Origin of the sequence: Actinacidiphila guanduensis (assembly GCF_900103985.1) — a bacterium.
In the GTDB taxonomy this organism is placed as follows: Bacteria; Actinomycetota; Actinomycetes; order Streptomycetales; family Streptomycetaceae; genus Actinacidiphila; species Actinacidiphila guanduensis.
Map to the genome: position 1 here is coordinate 168,584 of NZ_FNIE01000012.1, position 17,348 is coordinate 185,931.

Here is a 17,348-nt window from a genome sequence, read left to right on the forward strand (position 1 = left end):
TTCCGGGGTTCGCGGTGCCGGGTCCGGAGGAGCCGGAGTTGCCGGAGGCAGGGCGGGAGGCGGCACCCGAGGAGGCAGCAGGGGAGGGCGCGGTGCCGCACGCCCGCGGGGAGGAGGCGCTCGGGCGGCGGGCGGCGGCGTACTTGGAGGTGCAGCGCAGCGCGGCGTTCGCCCAGGTGCGGGGGCGGTACCGGGGGTTCGTCTTCCCGGCGGCCGTGGGGTTCGTGGGCTGGTACCTGCTGTACGTGGTGGCGGCGACGACGGCACCAGGGCTGATGGGCCGTCAGGTGGCCGGTGAGCTGAACGTGGCGATGGTGGCGGGGCTGGCGCAGTTCGCGTCGACGTTTCTGCTGACGTGGATGTACGCGCGGCACGCGCGGCTGCGGCGGGACAAGGCCGCGCTGGACCTGCGCTGGGCGCTGGCCACGAGGACCGGGCAGGAGCGGCTGTGACAGGACGTCAGGTGGCGGCGGGGTACCTCGCCGAGTCGACGGGGGACCACCAGGGGCTGGCGCTGGTGCTGTTCACGCTGTTCGTGACGGTGACGCTGGTGATCACCGCGTGGGCGGGGCGGCGGCGCAGCTCGTCGGTGGAGTTCTTCGCCGGGGGCCGGCTGTTCACGCCGGCGGAGAACGGGTTCGCGATCGCCGGGGACTACATGTCGGCGGCGTCGTTCCTCGGGATCTCCGGGCTGATCGCGCTGTTCGGGTACGACGGGCTGCTGTACTCGGTCGGGTTCTTCGTGGCCTGGCTGGTGGTGCTGATGCTGGTGGCCGAACTGGTCCGCAACGTCGGGCGGTACACGCTGGCGGACGTGCTCTCGGCGCGGATGCGGCACCGCCCGGTGCGGATCGCGGCGGGCACGGCGTCGGTGACGGTGTCGATCCTGTACCTGGTGGCGCAGATGGTGGGCGCCGGCAGCCTGGTGGGCCTCTTACTGGGAGGGACCGGGGCCGCCAGGACCTGGACGGTGATCGGGGTCGGGGCGCTGATGGTGGTCTACGTGTCGTTCGGCGGGATGCGGGCGACCACGTGGATCCAGATCGTCAAAAGCGTGCTGCTGATGGGCGGCACCGTGGCGCTGACGGTGATGGTGCTGGTCCGCTTCCACGGCAACATCGACGACCTGCTCAGCGCGGCGACGACGGGCAGCGGCAAGGGGCAATCGTTCCTGGCACCGGGGCTGAAGTACGGCGAGAGCGGCACGTCGCGGCTGGACTTCATCAGCCTGGGTCTGGCGCTGGTGCTGGGCACGGCGGGGCTGCCGCACATCCTGTCCCGCTTCTACACGGTGCCGACGGCGCGGTCCGCGCGGCGGTCGGTGGTGTGGGCGATCGGGTTGATCGGGGCGTTCTACCTGATGACGATCGTGCTGGGGTTCGGGGCGGCGGCGGTCGTGGGGTCGGACGACGTGCGGGCGTCGAACGAGGCCGGGAACACCGCGGTGCCGCTGCTGGCGGAAGCGCTGGGCGGCGGCTCGGGCACGACCGGCGGGGCGGTGCTGTTCGCCGTGGTCGGCGCGGTGGCCTTCGCGACGATCCTTGCGGTGGTCGCGGGCATCACGCTGGCCTCGTCCGCGTCGGTGGCGCACGACCTGTATGCGTCGTGGCGCCGCCCGAAGACCGGGCCGAAAGCCGCACCGAAGGCCGTCGGGGAGGGCGACGGGGCCGACGCCGAGGGGGAGATGGAGGGCGACGAGGTGCGGGTGGCGCGGTTCGCCGCGGTGGGGATCGGCGCGGTGTCGATCGCGCTGAGCCTGTTCGCGCAGGACCAGAACATCGCCTTCCTGGTCGGGCTGGCCTTCGCGGTGGCCGCGTCGGCGAACCTGCCCGCGTTGCTGTTCTCGCTGTTCTGGCGGCGGTTCACCACGCGGGGAGCCGTGTGGTCGATCTACGGCGGGTTGGTCCCGGCGCTGGTCCTGGTGGTGCTGTCGCCCGTGGTGTCCGGCCGGCCCGACGCGCTCTTCCCCGGGGTCGACTTCCACGTGTTCCCGCTGGAGAACCCGGGACTGGTGTCGATCCCGCTCGGGTTCTTCGCCGGATGGCTGGGCACGGTGCTGTCGAAGGAGCCCGCGGACGAGGCGGCCTACGCGGAGACGGAGGTCCGCTCGCTGACGGGGGCCGGGGCGGTGTGAGGGCCCGCCCGGTGCGTGTCGGCGGCCGCGCAGGCCGGGCCGGCTCCGCGAGCCGCGCGGCTCACGCCGGCTCCGCCGGCTGGGCCGGGTCCACGGCCAGGACGTCCATGCGCAGCGGTGTGCCGAGGGCGGCGCCGCAGCTCTCCGGGCGGGGCGGTTCGGCCGCGCTCTCGGCGACCTTGACGTGCCACGCGCGGCCGTCGGTGTGGACGACCCGCACCGACCAGCCCTCGGGCGTGCGTTCGGCGGACGCGACGGCGAGGGCGGCGGCCGCGTCCTCACCGGTGCGGGCGCGTACGGCGAGTTCGGCGGCCTGGCCGGGGCGGTTCCAGGTGGAGCGGCCCCGGCACGGCCCGGTCAGCACCCGGCCGGCGTCGGCGGCGGCGAGGACGTCCTTGGCGAGCGCGGCGTCGAGACGGCCGTAGGAGTAGCCGTGCGGCAGGACGAGCATGGTGGGGGAGAAGCGGTGGCCGCCCAGGTGGGTGGTCTCCCAGACGTCGTGGTCGCCGGAGGCGGCGAGTTCGGCGGCCAGCGGACGGCCGTTGAGGGCGCAGCAGCGGTCGCGGGTGCCGTTGGTGCACACCAGGGCGAGGGGCGGCCCGTCGTGCGGCGCCCCGAAACCGCCGTGCTCGCCCGCGTCGAGGGCGGAGAAGTCGAGGCCGGCCAGGTCGGCGGGGTCCGCGAGATCAGCGGTGCGCACCCACGGGTCGGACGGTGCCGTGTGCGCGGCGATCACGCGGTGCCGCGCGGGCCGGCCGGTGTCCGCGTGGCGGCCGGGGCGGCGGATCAGCCCGAGCCGTACGCCCGTACCCGCCGCCAGCCGCTCCAACGCGCGTCCCACTTCGGGGTCGAGATGGCTCGACGTGAGGGCCTTGGCGCCCCAGGGGCCCGGCTGCTCGACCAGCAGCCAGGTCCGCGCGGTCGCAGCAGTGGCACTCAGGGGCTCGGCCAGCTCGGCGGAGGCAGCGGTACAGGTCGTCGGGCTCACGGTCACACCCCCGAGCCTAGCCGCGAGCCGCACCGGGCCCGTACGACCTCGTACGTGCCCCCCGCCACCGTCAACGGCCTCGCGCTGTCCCGTGAATCCCGTACGGCCTCGTGCCGTCCCGCGGCGCCTCGTACGTGCCCGCGCCACCGTGAACAGCTTCGGACCGTCCCGTGAATCCCGTACGACCTGGTGCCGTCCCGCGGCGCCTCGTACGTGCCCGCGCCGCCCTGAACAGTCTCGCGCCGCCCCGTACGGCCTCGTGCCATCCCGCGGCGCCTCGCGCGGCCTCGCCGTAATCCGCGCGGCTCGGCGGCACCTCGTCCTACCCGGCGGCACCTTGTCCCGCCTCGCGCCAGCTCGTACGACCTCCGGCGGGATACGAGCCCCCACGGAAAACCGCCCTTCCGTGAGGGCCCGGGCCCACCCGGAGCCCTCACGGCACAGCGCCGGTGGCCCGCCCCTTACGCCGGGCCCGCCACCGCGGCCACCGACTTGGCCAGCGGGACGCCGGAGCCGTCGCGGCGCGGGTCCTTCGGCGGGAGGTCGGCCGGGGCGCCCGTCGAGGTGGCGGCGCGGGCCGGGGCGGCGCCGGCCCAGGCGAAGAGCAGGCCCTCCTCGCCGCGCAGGAACCGCTGGCAGCGCACACCTCCCGTGGCCCGCCCCTTGCGCGGGTACTGGTCGAAGGGCGTGAGCTTGGCCGTGCCCTCACCGCCCCCGTCGAGCGTGCCCTCCGTGCGGGCCACCGTGAAGACCACCGCGTCGCCCGCCGGGTCCACCGCCGTGAAGGAGATCACCCGCGCGCCCTCGGCGAGCTTGATGCCCGCCATGCCGCCCGCCGCGCGGCCCTGCGGCCGCACCTGCGAGGCGGGGTAGCGCAGCAGCTGGGCGTCGTCGGTGATGAAGACCAGGTCCTCCTCACCGGTGCGCAGCTCCGCGGCCCCCACGATCTCGTCGCCCTCGCGCAGGGTGATGACCTCCAGGTCGTCCTTGTTCGACGGGTAGTCCGGCACCACCCGCTTGACGACACCCTGCGCGGTGCCGAGGGCGAGCCCCGGCGAGGACTCGTCCAAAGTCGTCAGGCACAGCACCCGCTCGTCCTCGGCGAGCGACAGGAACTCCGCGATGGGCGCGCCGCCGGCGAGCGAGGGCAGCCCCGAGGTCTCCGGCAGCAGCGGCAGGTCGATCACCGCCATCCGCAGCAGCCGCCCGGCCGAGGTGACGGCTCCGATGTCCGCCCGCGCGGTGGTCGGAACCGCGGAGACCACCACGTCGTGCTTGGCCCGCTTGCCGTCGCCCCCCAGCGGGCTGTCGGTGTCGGTGGTGCGGGCCAGCAGCCCGGTGGAGGAGAGCAGCACCCGGCACGGGTCGTCGGCCACCTCCAGCGGCACCGCGGCCACCGGGGTGTCGGCCGAGTCGAGCAGCACGGTGCGGCGCTCGGTGCCGTACTGCTTGGCGACCGCGGCCAGTTCGGCCGAGACGAGCTTGCGCAGCTCGGCGTCCGACTCCAGGATGCGGGTCAGCTCGGCGATCTCCGCGTTCAGCCGGTCCCGCTCGGACTCCAGCTCGATCCGGTCGAACCGGGTCAGCCGGCGCAGCGGGGTGTCGAGGATGTACTGCGTCTGCACATCGCTCAGGCCGAACCGCCCGATCAGCCGCTCCTTGGCCTGCGCGGCGTTCTCGCTGCCCCGGATCAGGGCGATGACCTCGTCGATGTCGACCAGCGCCACCAGCAGGCCGTCCACCAGGTGCAGCCGGTCCCGGCGCTTGGTGCGGCGGAACTCGCTGCGCCGGCGCACCACGGAGAACCGGTGGTCGATGTAGACCTCCAGCAGCTCCTTCAGGCCCAGCGTGAGCGGCTGCCCGTCCACCAGCGCCACGTTGTTGATGCCGAAGGACTCCTCCATCGGCGTCAGCTTGTAGAGCTGCTCCAGCACGGCCTCGGGGTTGAAGCCGTTCTTGATCTCGATGACCAGCTGCAGCCCGTTCTCGCGGTCGGTGAGGTCCTTCACGTCCGCGATGCCCTGCAGCTTCTTCGCCCCGACCATGTCCTTGATCTTGGCGATGACCTTCTCGGGGCCGACGTTGAAGGGCAGTTCGGTCACCACCAGGCCCTTGCGGCGGGGTGTGACGTCCTGCACCGAGACGGTGGCCCGCATCCGGAAGGTGCCGCGGCCGGTCTCGTACGCGTCGCGGATGCCGGACAGGCCGATGATCCGCCCGCCGGTGGGCAGGTCGGGACCCGGCACGTACCGCATCAGGGTGTCCAGGTCGGCGTTGGGGTGCCGGATCAGGTGCCGGGCGGCGGCGACGACCTCGCCCAGGTTGTGCGGCGGCATGTTCGTCGCCATACCGACGGCGATCCCGGACGAGCCGTTGACCAGCAGGTTCGGATAGGCGGACGGCAGGACCAGCGGCTCCTGCTCCTGCCCGTCGTAGTTGGGCGCGAAGTCGACGGTGTCCTCGTCGATCGACTCGACCATCAGCTGCGCCGGCCCGGACATCCGCGCCTCGGTGTACCGCATGGCGGCCGGCTGGTCGTCCAGGGAGCCGAAGTTGCCGTGCCCGTCCACCAGCGGCAGCCGCTGGGAGAACGGCTGGGCCATGCGCACCATCGCGTCGTAGATGGACGAGTCACCGTGCGGGTGCAGCTTGCCCATCACCTCGCCCACCACGCGGGCGCACTTGACGAAGCCGCGCTCGGGCCGCAGGCCCATCTCGTTCATCTGGTAGACGATGCGGCGGTGCACCGGCTTCATGCCGTCCCGCGCGTCGGGCAGGGCCCGGGAGTAGATCACCGAGTAGGCGTACTCGAGGTAGGAGCCCTGCATCTCGTCCACGACGTCGATGTCGAGGATGCGCTCTTCGAAGTCGTCGTCGGGCGGCGGGTTCTTCGTCGTACGGCGGGCCATCGCGGCGGCGCTCCTTCGTCGGTACCTGGTCGGGGCTCGCGGACCATTGTGGACCTCGCCGCCGACAGCGCGGACCGCGACCCGGCACGCGCGCGTTGCACGCGGGAACTTCGCGAACCTCGCCCGCGCTTCCCTAGAGTGGCAGCACTCTACGCAGTCACATGCCAGCGACCGGAAGGACAGCTTGCCCATGGGTCACACGGCCACGCCGGAGGCGCACTCCAGCGGCCTGACAGCCACCGAGCACCGACTGGCGAACGGCCTGCGGGTGGTGCTCTCCGAGGACCACCTCACCCCGGTCGCCGCGGTGTGCCTCTGGTACGACGTCGGTTCGCGCCACGAGGTACCGGGCCGCACCGGCCTCGCCCACCTCTTCGAGCACCTGATGTTCCAGGGCTCGGCGAGCGTGAAGGGCAACGGCCACTTCGAACTGGTGCAGGGCGCCGGCGGTTCCCTCAACGGGACCACCAGCTTCGAGCGCACCAACTACTTCGAGACCATGCCCGCCCACCAGTTGGAGCTCGCGCTGTGGCTGGAGGCCGACCGGATGGGCAGCCTGCTCACCGCGCTCGACCAGGAGTCGCTGGACAACCAGCGGGACGTGGTGAAGAACGAGCGCCGCCAGCGGTACGACAACGTGCCCTACGGCACCGCCTTCGAGAAGCTGACCGCCCTGTCCACCCCCGAGGACCACCCCTACCACCACACCCCGATCGGCTCCATGGCCGACCTGGACGCGGCCTCCCTGGAGGACGCGCGCGCCTTCTTCCGCACGTACTACGCGCCGGGCAACGCGGTGCTCTCCGTGGTCGGCGACATCGACCCCGCGCAGACACTGGCCTGGATCGAGAAGTACTTCGGCACCATCCCCGGCCACGACGGCAAGCCGCAGCCGCGGGACGGCTCACTGCCCGACACCATGGGCGGCGAGGTCCGCGAGGTGGTCGAGGAGGACGTGCCCTCGCGCGCCCTGATGGCCGCCTACCGGCTGCCGCACGACGGCACCCGCGCCTGCGACGCGGCCGACCTGGCGCTGACCGTCCTCGGCGGCGGCGAGTCCTCCCGGCTGCACAACCGGCTGGTGCGCCGCGACCGCACCGCGGTGACCGCCGGCTTCGGCCTGCTGCGGCTGGCCGGCGCGCCCTCGCTCGGCTGGCTGGACGTCAAGGCGTCCAGCGGCGCCGAGATCGCCGCGATCGAGGCCGCGGTGGACGAGGAACTGGCCCGCTTCGCCGAAGAGGGGCCCACCGGCGAGGAGATGGAGCGCGCCCAGGCCCAGCTGGAGCGCGAGTGGCTGGACCGGCTGGCCACCGTGGGCGGCCGGGCCGACGAACTGTGCCGGTTCGCCGTGCTCTTCGGCGACCCGCAGCTCGCGCTCACCGCCGTGCAGCGCGTGCTCGCCGTCACCCCGCAGGAGGTCCAGGAGGTGGCCGCGGCCCGGCTGCGCCCGGACAACCGCGCGGTGCTGGTGTACGAGCCCACCGGGGGCAAGGCAGGCGAGGAACCCGAGGTCACCGAGGCCGCCGGGGACGCGGCGGCCGCACAGGACCAGGACAACCAGGGAGAAGGTGCCGAGGCGTGAGCGACACCGCCGGCGTCATGACGTTCCACCCGCAGCCGCAGGCCGGCGAGCCCAAGCCGTGGGCCTTCCCCGCGCCCGAGCGCTCCACCCTCGGCAACGGGCTCACCCTGCTCACCAGCCACCGCCCCGGCCAGCAGGTCATCGCGGTCGAACTGCTGCTGGCCGCCCCCCTCGTCGCCGAGCCCGAGGGCCTGGACGGCGTGGCCACCATCATGGCCAGGGCGCTGTCGGAGGGCACCGACAAGCGCACCGCCGAGGAGTTCGCCGCCGAACTCGAGCGCTGCGGGGCCACCTTGGACGCGCACGCCGACCACCCCGGCGTGCGGGTCTCCCTCGAAGTGCCCGCCTCCCGGCTGGACAAGGCGCTCGACCTGCTCGCCGAGGCGCTGATCGCCCCGGCGTTCCCCGACGACGAGATCAAGCGCCTGGTCGCCAACCGGCTGGACGAGATCCCGCACGAGCTGGCCAACCCCGGCCGCCGCGCCGCCATGGCGCTGTCCAAGGAGCTCTTCCCGGCCGAGGCCCGCCACTCCCGGCCGCGCCAGGGCACCGAGGAGACCGTCCGCCGGATCGACGCGGCGGCGGTGCGCGCCTTCTACCGCGCGCACGTGCGGCCCGCCACCTCGACCGCCGTCGTGGTCGGCGACCTCACCGGGATCGACCTGCCCGCGCTGCTGGACGAGACGCTGGGGCGCTGGACGGGCACGAAGGCCGAGCCGTTCGCCCGCCCGGCGATCACCTCCGACGACACCGCCCGCGTGGTGATCGTGGACCGCCCCGGCGCGGTGCAGACCCAGCTGCTCATCGGGCGCACCGGCCCCGACCGGCAGGACCCGGTCTGGGCCGCGCAGGTGCTCGGCACCTACTGCCTGGGCGGCACCCTGACCTCGCGGCTCGACCGGGTGCTGCGCGAGGAGAAGGGCTACACCTACGGGGTGCGGGCCTTCGCACAGGTGCTGCTCTCCTCCGCGGACGGCACCGGCGCCGCGCTGCTGGCGATCAGCGGCTCGGTGGCCACCGAGGTGACCGGCCCGGCGCTCGCCGACACCTGGCGGGTCATCCGGGAGCTGGGCGAGGGCGGCCTGACCGACGCCGAGCGCGACGTCGCCGTGCAGAACCTGGTGGGTGTCGCCCCGCTGCGCTACGAGACGGCCGCGGCGGTCGCCGGCACCCTGCTGGACCAGGTCGAGCAGGAGCTGCCCGACGACTTCCAGGCCGCGCTCTACGCCCGGCTCGCCGCCACCGGCACGGTGGAGGCCACGGCGGCGGTCGTCAACGCCTTCCCGCTGGACCGCCTGGTGGTCGTGCTGGTCGGCGACGCCTCGGCGATCGCGGACCCGGTACGGGAGCTGGGCATCGGCCCGGTGACCGTCGTCGGCTGAACCCGCACGCCGCCGCACACCCGGACCCCGGCCGCTCCCGCACCACGCGGGACGGCCGGGGTCCCGGCGTTCCAGGGTGTGCACTTGGTCCTGTTTTGGGCAGCGTGGGTGCGGTTGGGGAGCGGCTGTGGCCTGCGCTACATATCGGCCGATCTGTTTGATACGGCGCCGAGTGCCCGGTTAGCGTCGCGTCCGTGCCGGTCAGGCACCTGATCAGCGAAAGGAGCGGCGTCCCATGGCGTTCCCCCGACCCGCCGAGCGCGGGAAGCACCGCAGGCCGCGCCGGATCGGTGCGGGCGCCGCCCTGGCCGGGCTCGCCGTCCTCGGCGCCGGCGGCGCGGCCGCCGCCGCGCTGACGTCCTCCGGTGGCTCCGGCGACACGGCCGGGCGCTCCGCGGGCCTCACCCGTACCGCCGACGTCTCCGGCGCGCCCGCACAGGCCGCCGGCGCCCAGGCGAAGGCCGCGCCGAAGAGCGCGGGCAGCACGAAGCCCGCCGCGGGCGCGTCCGGTACGCGGGGCGCCGAGCCGGACGCCGGGACGTCGGCCGCGGTGCCGAAGCCGGCGACGAGCGGTACGCCGAAGGCATCCGCCACGGCGAAGCCGAAGCCCGCGGGCACTCCGAAAGCGGCGAAAGCGGTGAAATCGGCGAAGGCCGCGAGGACGGCCCGGCCCGCGACGCCGGGCACGGCGGCCGTCACGCCCGAGGCCGCCCCCAGGACCTCCCCGTCCCCGGTTGGCACGGCGCCGAGCGGCGGCACGCGCGGGACCGCCGGGCCGACCCGGACGGCGAAGCCGCCGCGGCCCGCACCCTCCTCGACCGGCACCCCCGCCGCTGCCCCCACCCGCGCCTCCGGCTGGACCCTCCCCGTCCCCGGCGCCCCCATCGGCGCGGGCTACAAGGCGTCCGGCTCGGTGTGGTCCAGCGGCTCGCACACCGGCGTGGACTTCCTCGTCCCGGTCGGCACCGCCGTGCACGCCGTGGCCGCGGGCACCGTGGTCTCCGCGGGCGACGACGGCGGCTACGGCACCGACGTGCTGCTCCGGCACGCCGACGGCAGCTACACCCTCTACGGCCAGCTCTCCCAGGCCCTGGTCACGGCCGGCCAGACGGTCACCGAGGGCCAGGAGATCGGCCTGTCCGGCGAGTCCGGCAACACCACGGGCCCCAACCTGCACTTCGAGGTCCGCACCACCCCCGACTACGGCTCCGACATCGACCCGCTGGCCTACCTCCGCGAGCACGGCGTCTCGATCTGATCCCCAGGGCCCGCCCCCGACTCCCTCCCGGGCCCCTCCGGAGCCCCCTCGACCGCCCCCGAGGCCCCGTCCCGCACCCCGCGGACGGGGCCTTCGTACGCCTCTGTCCAAAAACAATCCAAGAATTCCGGGGCTGCTTTTCCGTTCCCCGCCGTGCTGGAATAGAGTCGGTTCAGATTACGGGGAGAGAACGGAGTCCAGGCGATGCGGAAACGGGCGTGAACGGCACGGAGGGCACCGGGCGGCGTATCTCCGCCCAGGTGGTGTGCACGGCGATCCGCGACGACATTGTCGGCGGTTTCTTCCCGCCGGGCAGCCGGCTCACCGAGGAGCTGCTGGCCCAGCGCTACGGGGTGTCCCGGGTGCCGGTGCGCGAGGCCCTGCGCACCCTGGAGTCCGAGGGGTTCGTGCGCACCCGCAGGCACGCCGGCGCCTCGGTCGCCGAGCCCACCGAGCAGGAGGCGGCCGACCTGCTGGAGATCCGCGGCCTGCTGGAGCCGATGGGCACCGCCCGGGCCGCCCAGCGCCGCAGCGAGGCCCACCTGAAGGTGCTGCGCGGCCTGGTGCGGCTGGGTCAGGAGCGCGCCCAGCAGGGGCAGTTGTCGGACCTGCCGTCGCTGGGCGGCTGGTACCACGAGACGCTCGCGCAGGCGTCCGGCAGCCCCACCCTGGCCGCCCTGCTCACCCAGCTGCGGCACAAGATCGCCTGGGTCTACGGCGACGGCGACACCACCCGGGCGGCGCAGGCATGGGAGGAGCACGCGGCGATCGTGGACGCGGTGGCCCGCGGTGACGCCGAGCGGGCCCGCCGGCTCGCCACCCTCCATGTGGAGCGCGCCACCGCGGTGAGGATCCTGAAACATCCCGTACACGCGGTGCGCCGCCGCGCTTAACATTCGCACCGTATACAAGGTGCTGGAATTTCCGTTCCGGGGATTACGCGGAAAACGGGTCGGACAATCTGTGGGGGATTGTCCGGCGCCGTGGAATTCTGCTGCGTGCGGCCGGGGAGTATCGCACGGAATAGCAGGGAAAAGGGCGGCCCCGGGACTGTCCCGCGACCGCCCGGCGTCCGGTCGGGCGCTGCTGCCCAGTCGTGCCCTCAGACGGTCTCGGGCAGCTCCTCCAGCCCCTCGGCCACGAGCTTCGCCAGCCGGTCGAGCGCCGCCTCCGCGCCCTCGGCCTGCGAGCTGAGCACCACCTCGTCGCCGCTCTGGGCGCCCAGGCCGAGCACGGCCAGCATCGAGGCGGCGTTCACCGGCTGCCCGCCGCCCTTGGCGATCATCACGGGTACGCCCGCGGCCGTGGCCGCGCGGACGAAGAGGGACGCGGGGCGGGCGTGCAGACCTTCCGCCCAGCCGACGTTGACGTGCCGTTCAGCCATGGTGCCGTCCTTCGGGTCGTCGCAGGGATTGTCACGGGTGCTACCTAGCGTGCCCCCTGCGCGTCGGCGACGCGAGCAGACACCCTCGCGGACCCGGCCGCCCTACGCTGGGGCCATGAGCGAGCAGCCGTACCCCGTGCACTGGGAGGCGGACGTCGTGCTGCGCGACGGCGGCATCGCCCACATCCGGCCGATCGGCCCGGACGACGCCGGGCGGCTGGTCGACTTCTACGAGAAGGTCTCAGAGGAGTCGAAGTACTACCGCTTCTTCGCGCCCTACCCGCGGCTGTCCGACCGCGACGTGCACCGCTTCACGCACCACGACTACGACGACCGCGTCGGCCTGGCCGCGACCGTCGGCGGCGAGTTCATCGCCACCGTCCGCTACGACCGCACCGACGAACAGGGCCGCCCGGCCTCCGGCCCCGCGGGCACCCGCGCCGAGGTCGCCTTCCTGGTGCAGGACGCCCACCAGGGCCGCGGGGTCGCCTCCGCGCTGCTGGAGCACATCGCCGCCGTCGCCCGCGAGCGCGGCATCCTGCACTTCACCGCCGAGGTGCTGCCCGACAACCGCCGCATGGTGAAGGTCTTCACCGACTTCGGCTACACCCAGCACCGCAGCTTCGCCGACGGCGTGGTCCACCTCGACCTGGACCTGGAGCCCACCGACGAGTCGGTGCGGGTGATGCGGGCCCGCGAGCACCGCGCCGAGGCCCGCTCGGTGCAGCGGCTGCTGCGCCCCTCGTCCGTCGCCGTGATCGGCGTGGGCCGCCGGCCCGGCGGTGTGGGCCGCACCCTGCTGCGCAACATCGCCGGCGGCGGCTTCACCGGCCGCCTCTTCGCGGTCAACCCCGCCTTCACGCAGGAGGGCGCGGCCGTGGACGGCGTGCCCGGGTTCGCGGACGTCGCGGCGATCGGCGAGCCCGTCGACCTCGCGGTGGTCGCCGTGCCCGCCGCCAAGGTGCCCGCGGTGGTGGACCGGTGCGGGGCCGCGGGGGTGCGCGGCCTGGTCGTGGTGAGCGCCGGCTACTCCGAGACCGGGCCGCGGGGCCGCGCCCTCCAGCGCGACCTGGTGCGCCAGGCCCGCGGCCACGGGATGCGGCTGATCGGCCCGAACGCCTTCGGCGTCATCGACACCGACCCCGCCGTCCGGCTCAACGCCTCGCTCTCGCCCGAACTGCCGCGCCGCGGCCGGCTCGGGGTGTTCGCGCAGTCCGGCTCCATCGGCATCGCCCTGCTCTCCGGCCTGCACCGGCGCGGCACCGGCCCGTCCACCTTCGTCTCGGCCGGCAACCGCGCCGACGTCTCCGGCAACGACCTGCTGCAGTTCTGGCAGGACGACCCGGACACCGACGCGGTGCTGATGTACCTGGAGTCCTTCGGCAACCCGCGCAAGTTCACCCGGCTGGCCCGCCGCACGGCCGCGCAGAAGCCGGTCGTCGTGGTCAAGGGCGCCGTGCACTCCGGCTCGGTGCCGCCCGGCCACGCCGTGCCCGTCGCCCGCATCCCCGACGCCACCTTGTCCGCGCTCTTCCGCCAGGCCGGCGTCCTGCGGGTGAACACGGTCACCGAACTGCTCGACGCGGGCCTGCTCCTGGCGCTCCAGCCGCTGCCCGCGGGCGACCGCGTGGCGGTGCTCGGCAACTCCGAGTCGCTCGGCCTGCTCACCTACGACGCGGCCCTCACCGCCGGGCTGAGCCCCGCCGCCCCGCTCGACCTGACCACCGCGGCCGGCCCCGAGGACTTCGCCGCCGCCCTGACGGCCGCGCTCGCCGACCCGGCCAGCGACGCGGTGGTGGTCACGGCGATCCCACGGGTGGGCGTCGCCGTACGCGCCGGGGAAGAGGAGCCCGGAGCGGACGGGGGAGCGCACCCCGGACCGAGCGGGGAGGCGCCATCGGGGACGGCCCCGCGGACCGCTCCCGCCACGGACCCGGGCGGTGTCCCCGAGGCGGGCCCGGGGACGCCGCCCGAAGCCCCCGCGGCGCCGCCGTCCCTCCCGCGGCCGGTGCCCGACACCGACGCCGGCGACGATCCCGCGCTCGCCCGCGCGCTGCGCCGGGCCGCGGCCGGTGCCGCCAAGCCGGTCATCGTCGTCCACCTCGCCCTGGACGCCATGGCCGACCGGCTCAGCGCGGCCGAGGGCCCCGGCGCCCGCGTGCCCGCCTACCGTGCCCCCGAGCGCGCGGTCGGCTCGCTCGCCGAGGCCGCCGCCTACGCGGCCTGGCGCTCGGCCGCCGCCGAGCCCGGTCGGGTGCCCGAACTCGACGGCATCGACGAGGCGGCCGCGGCCGAGGACGTCCGCCGCCTGCTGCCCGCCGGCAGCCCCGAGGGCAAGGAGGTGCTGCTCTCCGACGCGGACGCGGCCGCCCTGCTCGCCCGCTACGGCATCCGCGTGCGCCCGGCGCTGCCCGCCCACGACGTCGACGCCGCCCTCGCCGCGGCCGCCCGGCTCGGCTACCCCGTCGCGTTGAAGACCACCGCGCCCCACCTGCGGCACCGCGCCGACCTCGGCGGGGTGCGGCTGGACCTGGCCGACGAGGGCGACCTGCGGCGGGCCTACGCGGAGTTGACCGCCCGGCTCGGCGTGCCGGCCGAACTGCGCCCGGTCGTCCAGGCGATGGCCCCGCGCGGGGTGGACACGGTGGTGCGGGCCGGGGTGGACCCGGCCGCCGGCGCGGTGCTCTCCTTCGGCCTCGCAGGCGCGCCCTCCGAGCTGCTCGGCGACCTCGCCCACCGCCTGGTGCCCGCCACCGACCGGGACGCGGCCGAGCTGGTGCGCTCGATCAGAGCGGCCCCGATGCTGTTCGGCTGGCGCGGCGCGGAACCGGTGGACACCGCGGCGCTGGAGGAGCTGCTGCTGCGGGTGTCGATGCTCGCCGAGGACCTGCCCGAGGCGGTGGCGGTGGACCTGGAGCCGGTGGTCGTCGCGGCGGACGGGCTGAGCGTGCTGGGCGCCTCGGTCCGGCTGGCCAGGCCGCCCGCGCGCGACGACCTCGGCCCGCGCGCCCTGTCGTCCTACTGATCGTCCTACTGGCGACCGGAACCGCCGCGGCGCCCGGTGGCCGGGGGGCGGACCGGCCCGTGGGCGGGCGGCCCCGGAGCACGCCCGGAGTCGCACCGCGCCCTTAGGATGGACGGCATGGCGAAGACCGGTACCACGACGCAGGGCCTGCGCACGGCGATCGAGCGCAGCGGCTACTACCCGGCCCTGGTGGCCGAGGCGGTGGAGGCCGCGGTGGGGCGCGAGCCCGTCGCGTCGTACCTGGTCAACCAGGAGACCACCTTCGACGCCAACGAGGTGCGCCGCCACGTCACCGTCCTGGTGCTCACCGACAGCCGCTTCATCGTCAGCCACACCGACGAGCAGGCCGCCGACGACACTTCGCCGAGCCCCTACACCACCACCTCCACCGAGTCGGTCAAGCTCGGCCGGATCTCCTCTGTCGTGGTCAGCCGGGTCGTGGCCAACCCGGAGTCCTACACGCCGGGCACCCTGCCGCGCGAGGTGGTGCTCACCATCGGCTGGGGCGCGGTCTCCCGGCTCGACCTGGAGCCCGCCGCGTGCGGCGACCCCAACTGCGAGGCGGACCACGGCTACACCGGCTCCTCCACCGCCGACGACCTCTCGTTGCGGGTGAGCGAGGCCGGCGACGGGCCGGACGCCGTACGCCAGACGCTCGCCTTCGCGCAGGCGCTCTCCGAGGCGACAGCGGCCCAGGACTGATGCCGGCCCTGCTGCCGGACGGCGCCCACGAACCCGCACCGCTCGACCCGCGCACCGCCCCCGTCCCCCGCTACGGCACCGGCGCGCTGTGCGACGTGATCCCCGCGGCCGTGGCCGGCTTCGCGGTCCCCGGCATGCCCGCCACCGGCCTGGTGCTCGAACCCGCCGACCGGGTCTGCGTGTTCCTTGTGGACGGCCTGGGCTGGGAGCTGATCGAGCGGCACCCCGACGAGGCGCCCTACCTGCGCTCGCTCCTGGCCACCTCGCTCGGCGGCACCGGGCGCCCGCTGACCGCGGGCTTCCCCGCCACCACCGCGACCTCGCTGGCCTCCGTCGGTACCGGTCTGCCGCCCGGCGCGCACGGCCTGGCCGGCTACACCACGCTCGACCCGGCCACCGGCGAGCTGATGAACCAGCTGCGCTGGCAGCCGTGGACCTCGCCGGCCGTCTGGCAGCCGCACCCCACGGTCTTCCGGCTCGCCGCGGCCGCCGGCATCGCCACCGGCCAGGTCTCCTCGCCCACCTTCGCCACCACTCCGCTGACGAAGGTCGCCCTGTCCGGCGGCACCTTCCACGGCCGGCTCACCGGCGAGGAGCGGATGGACCTGGCCGCCGATCTGCTCGGCGCCGCCGACCGCGCGCTGGTCTACACGTACTACAGCGAGCTGGACGCCATGGGGCACCGGCACGGCGTGGATTCCGACGCCTGGCGGGGCCAGTTGGCGATGGTGGACCGGCTCGCGCAGCGCCTCGCCGAGCAACTGCCGCCGCGCAGCGCGCTGTACGTCACGGCCGACCACGGCATGATCGACATCCCGTTCGACGAGGAGTCCCGGATCGACTTCGACGAGGACTGGGAGCTGCGGGCCGGCGTCGCCGTGCTCGGCGGCGAGGCCAGGGCCCGGCACGTGTACGCGGTGCCCGGGGCGGCCGCCGACGTGCTCGCGGTCTGGCGCGAGGTGCTGGGCGACCGGATGTGGGTGGCCGGGCGCGAGGAGGCGGTGGCCGCGGGCTGGTTCGGGCCCGGCGTCGAGCACCGGGTGCTGCCCAGGATCGGCGATGTGGTGGCCGTGGCCCGCGACGACGTCGCGGTGGTGGCCCTGCGCAGCGAGCCAGGGGAGTCCAGGATGGTCGGGCTGCACGGCTCGATGGCCCCCGTCGAGCAGTTGGTGCCGCTGCTCGAAGTACGCTCCTGAGAGCCGTCCGCCCGCAACGCCGCCCCGACCCCGCCGTGACCTGCCCGCCGTCCCCGCGCCGGCCGCCGGCAACCACCCGTGTCCCCGATCCGAAAGGCCGCCGCCCGTCCCATGTCCGAACTGGTCTTCTTCTCCGGCACGATGGACTGCGGCAAGAGCACTCTGGCGCTCCAGATCGTCCACAACCGGGACCAGCGGGGCCTGCAGTCCCTGATCTTCACCCGCAACGACCGGGCCGGGCGGGGCAAGCTCTCCTCCCGGCTGGGCCTGGTCACCGACGCGGTCGAGGTCACCGACACGATGGACCTGTACGGCCACGCGGTCGGCGTCCTCAGCCGCGGCGGCCGGGTGGACTACGTGGTGGTGGACGAGGCGCAGTTCCTCGCCCCCGAGCAGGCCGACCAGCTGGCCCGGGTGGTGGACGAACTCGACATGGACGTCTACGCCTTCGGGATCACCACCGACTTCCGCACCCGGCTCTTCCCCGGCTCCCAGCGGCTGATCGAGCTGGCCGACCGCATCGAGGCGCTCCAGGTGGAGGCGCTGTGCTGGTGCGGCGCCCGCGCGACGCACAACGCCCGCACCGCCGGCGGGGTGATGGTGGTCGAGGGCGCGCAGGTGGTGATCGGGGACGTGGAGGGCGGCGCGGCGGGCACAGCGGGCACGGTCGCCGCCGAGGTGGGCTACGAGGTGCTGTGCCGGCGCCACCACCGCCGCCGGATGACCCGGGCGTCGGCCGCGGCCGGCGCGCTCTCCCCGGACGTGCTGCCCGTCAACCACGGCTGACC

13 protein-coding genes are annotated in these 17,348 nt (G+C 74.7%); 10 read left to right on the top strand and 3 right to left on the bottom strand.

Annotation, left to right across the window (positions count from 1 at the left end):
• Positions 1-38: 38 nt before the first annotated feature.
• Both BLR33_RS25345 and BLR33_RS25350 read left to right on the top strand, forming a co-directional pair.
• Positions 39-452, top strand: a complete 414-nt coding sequence (locus BLR33_RS25345; protein WP_407639723.1) for a DUF485 domain-containing protein — start codon at positions 39-41, stop codon at positions 450-452.
• Positions 449-2,134 (top strand): solute symporter family protein, encoded by a 1,686-nt coding sequence (locus BLR33_RS25350; protein WP_245771653.1) that lies wholly within the window; start codon positions 449-451, stop codon positions 2,132-2,134. The genes BLR33_RS25345 and BLR33_RS25350 overlap by 4 nt, the downstream gene beginning before the upstream one ends.
• Positions 2,135-2,195: 61 nt before the next feature.
• On the opposite strand, the gene BLR33_RS25355 is transcribed toward BLR33_RS25350, so the two are convergent.
• On the bottom strand, positions 2,196-3,128 hold the full coding sequence (locus BLR33_RS25355) for a sucrase ferredoxin (protein WP_322987192.1): 933 nt from the start codon (positions 3,126-3,128) through the stop codon (positions 2,196-2,198).
• Positions 3,129-3,583: 455 nt separating this feature from the next.
• Positions 3,584-6,031 carry a DNA gyrase/topoisomerase IV subunit A gene (locus BLR33_RS25360; RefSeq protein ID WP_093786919.1) on the bottom strand — a complete coding sequence of 816 codons (2,448 nt, stop codon included), beginning with the start codon at positions 6,029-6,031 and terminating at the stop codon, positions 3,584-3,586.
• Between the two features lie 190 nt (positions 6,032-6,221).
• Here BLR33_RS25360 and BLR33_RS25365 point away from each other — a divergent pair, with 190 nt between their 5' ends.
• The 4 genes from BLR33_RS25365 (at position 6,222) to BLR33_RS25380 (ending at position 11,146) form a co-directional block, all read left to right on the top strand.
• Entirely contained in the window at positions 6,222-7,613 is a 1,392-nt protein-coding gene (locus BLR33_RS25365; RefSeq protein WP_093786920.1) for a M16 family metallopeptidase, read from the top strand.
• Entirely contained in the window at positions 7,610-8,995 is a 1,386-nt protein-coding gene (locus BLR33_RS25370) for a M16 family metallopeptidase (protein ID WP_245771654.1), read from the top strand. Before BLR33_RS25365 ends, BLR33_RS25370 begins: the two co-directional genes overlap by 4 nt.
• Positions 8,996-9,230: 235 nt before the next feature.
• The gene (locus tag BLR33_RS25375) at positions 9,231-10,253 is read left to right on the top strand and encodes a M23 family metallopeptidase (RefSeq protein ID WP_218136698.1); all 1,023 of its coding nucleotides are present in this window, start codon (positions 9,231-9,233) and stop codon (positions 10,251-10,253) included.
• 218 nt (positions 10,254-10,471) lie between these two features.
• Positions 10,472-11,146 (top strand): GntR family transcriptional regulator, encoded by a 675-nt coding sequence (locus tag BLR33_RS25380; protein ID WP_093786921.1) that lies wholly within the window; start codon positions 10,472-10,474, stop codon positions 11,144-11,146.
• 209 nt (positions 11,147-11,355) lie between these two features.
• Here the strand turns inward: BLR33_RS25380 and BLR33_RS25385 are convergent, their stop codons facing one another.
• Positions 11,356-11,637, bottom strand: a complete 282-nt coding sequence (locus BLR33_RS25385; protein WP_093786922.1) for an HPr family phosphocarrier protein — start codon at positions 11,635-11,637, stop codon at positions 11,356-11,358.
• Positions 11,638-11,752: 115 nt separating this feature from the next.
• Here BLR33_RS25385 and BLR33_RS25390 point away from each other — a divergent pair, with 115 nt between their 5' ends.
• From BLR33_RS25390 to BLR33_RS25405, 4 genes are all read left to right on the top strand, one after another.
• Positions 11,753-14,662, top strand: coding sequence for a bifunctional acetate--CoA ligase family protein/GNAT family N-acetyltransferase (locus BLR33_RS25390; protein WP_093786923.1), 2,910 nt, complete (start codon positions 11,753-11,755; stop codon positions 14,660-14,662).
• Between the two features lie 117 nt (positions 14,663-14,779).
• Positions 14,780-15,364 carry a DUF5998 family protein gene (locus BLR33_RS25395; protein ID WP_093786982.1) on the top strand — a complete coding sequence of 195 codons (585 nt, stop codon included), beginning with the start codon at positions 14,780-14,782 and terminating at the stop codon, positions 15,362-15,364.
• Positions 15,364-16,560, top strand: coding sequence for an alkaline phosphatase family protein (locus tag BLR33_RS25400; protein ID WP_093786924.1), 1,197 nt, complete (start codon positions 15,364-15,366; stop codon positions 16,558-16,560). The genes BLR33_RS25395 and BLR33_RS25400 overlap by 1 nt, the downstream gene beginning before the upstream one ends.
• A 111-nt stretch (positions 16,561-16,671) precedes the next feature.
• Complete coding sequence (locus BLR33_RS25405) at positions 16,672-17,346, top strand: thymidine kinase (protein WP_093786925.1); 675 nt, start codon at positions 16,672-16,674, stop codon at positions 17,344-17,346.
• Positions 17,347-17,348 lie beyond the last annotated feature (2 nt).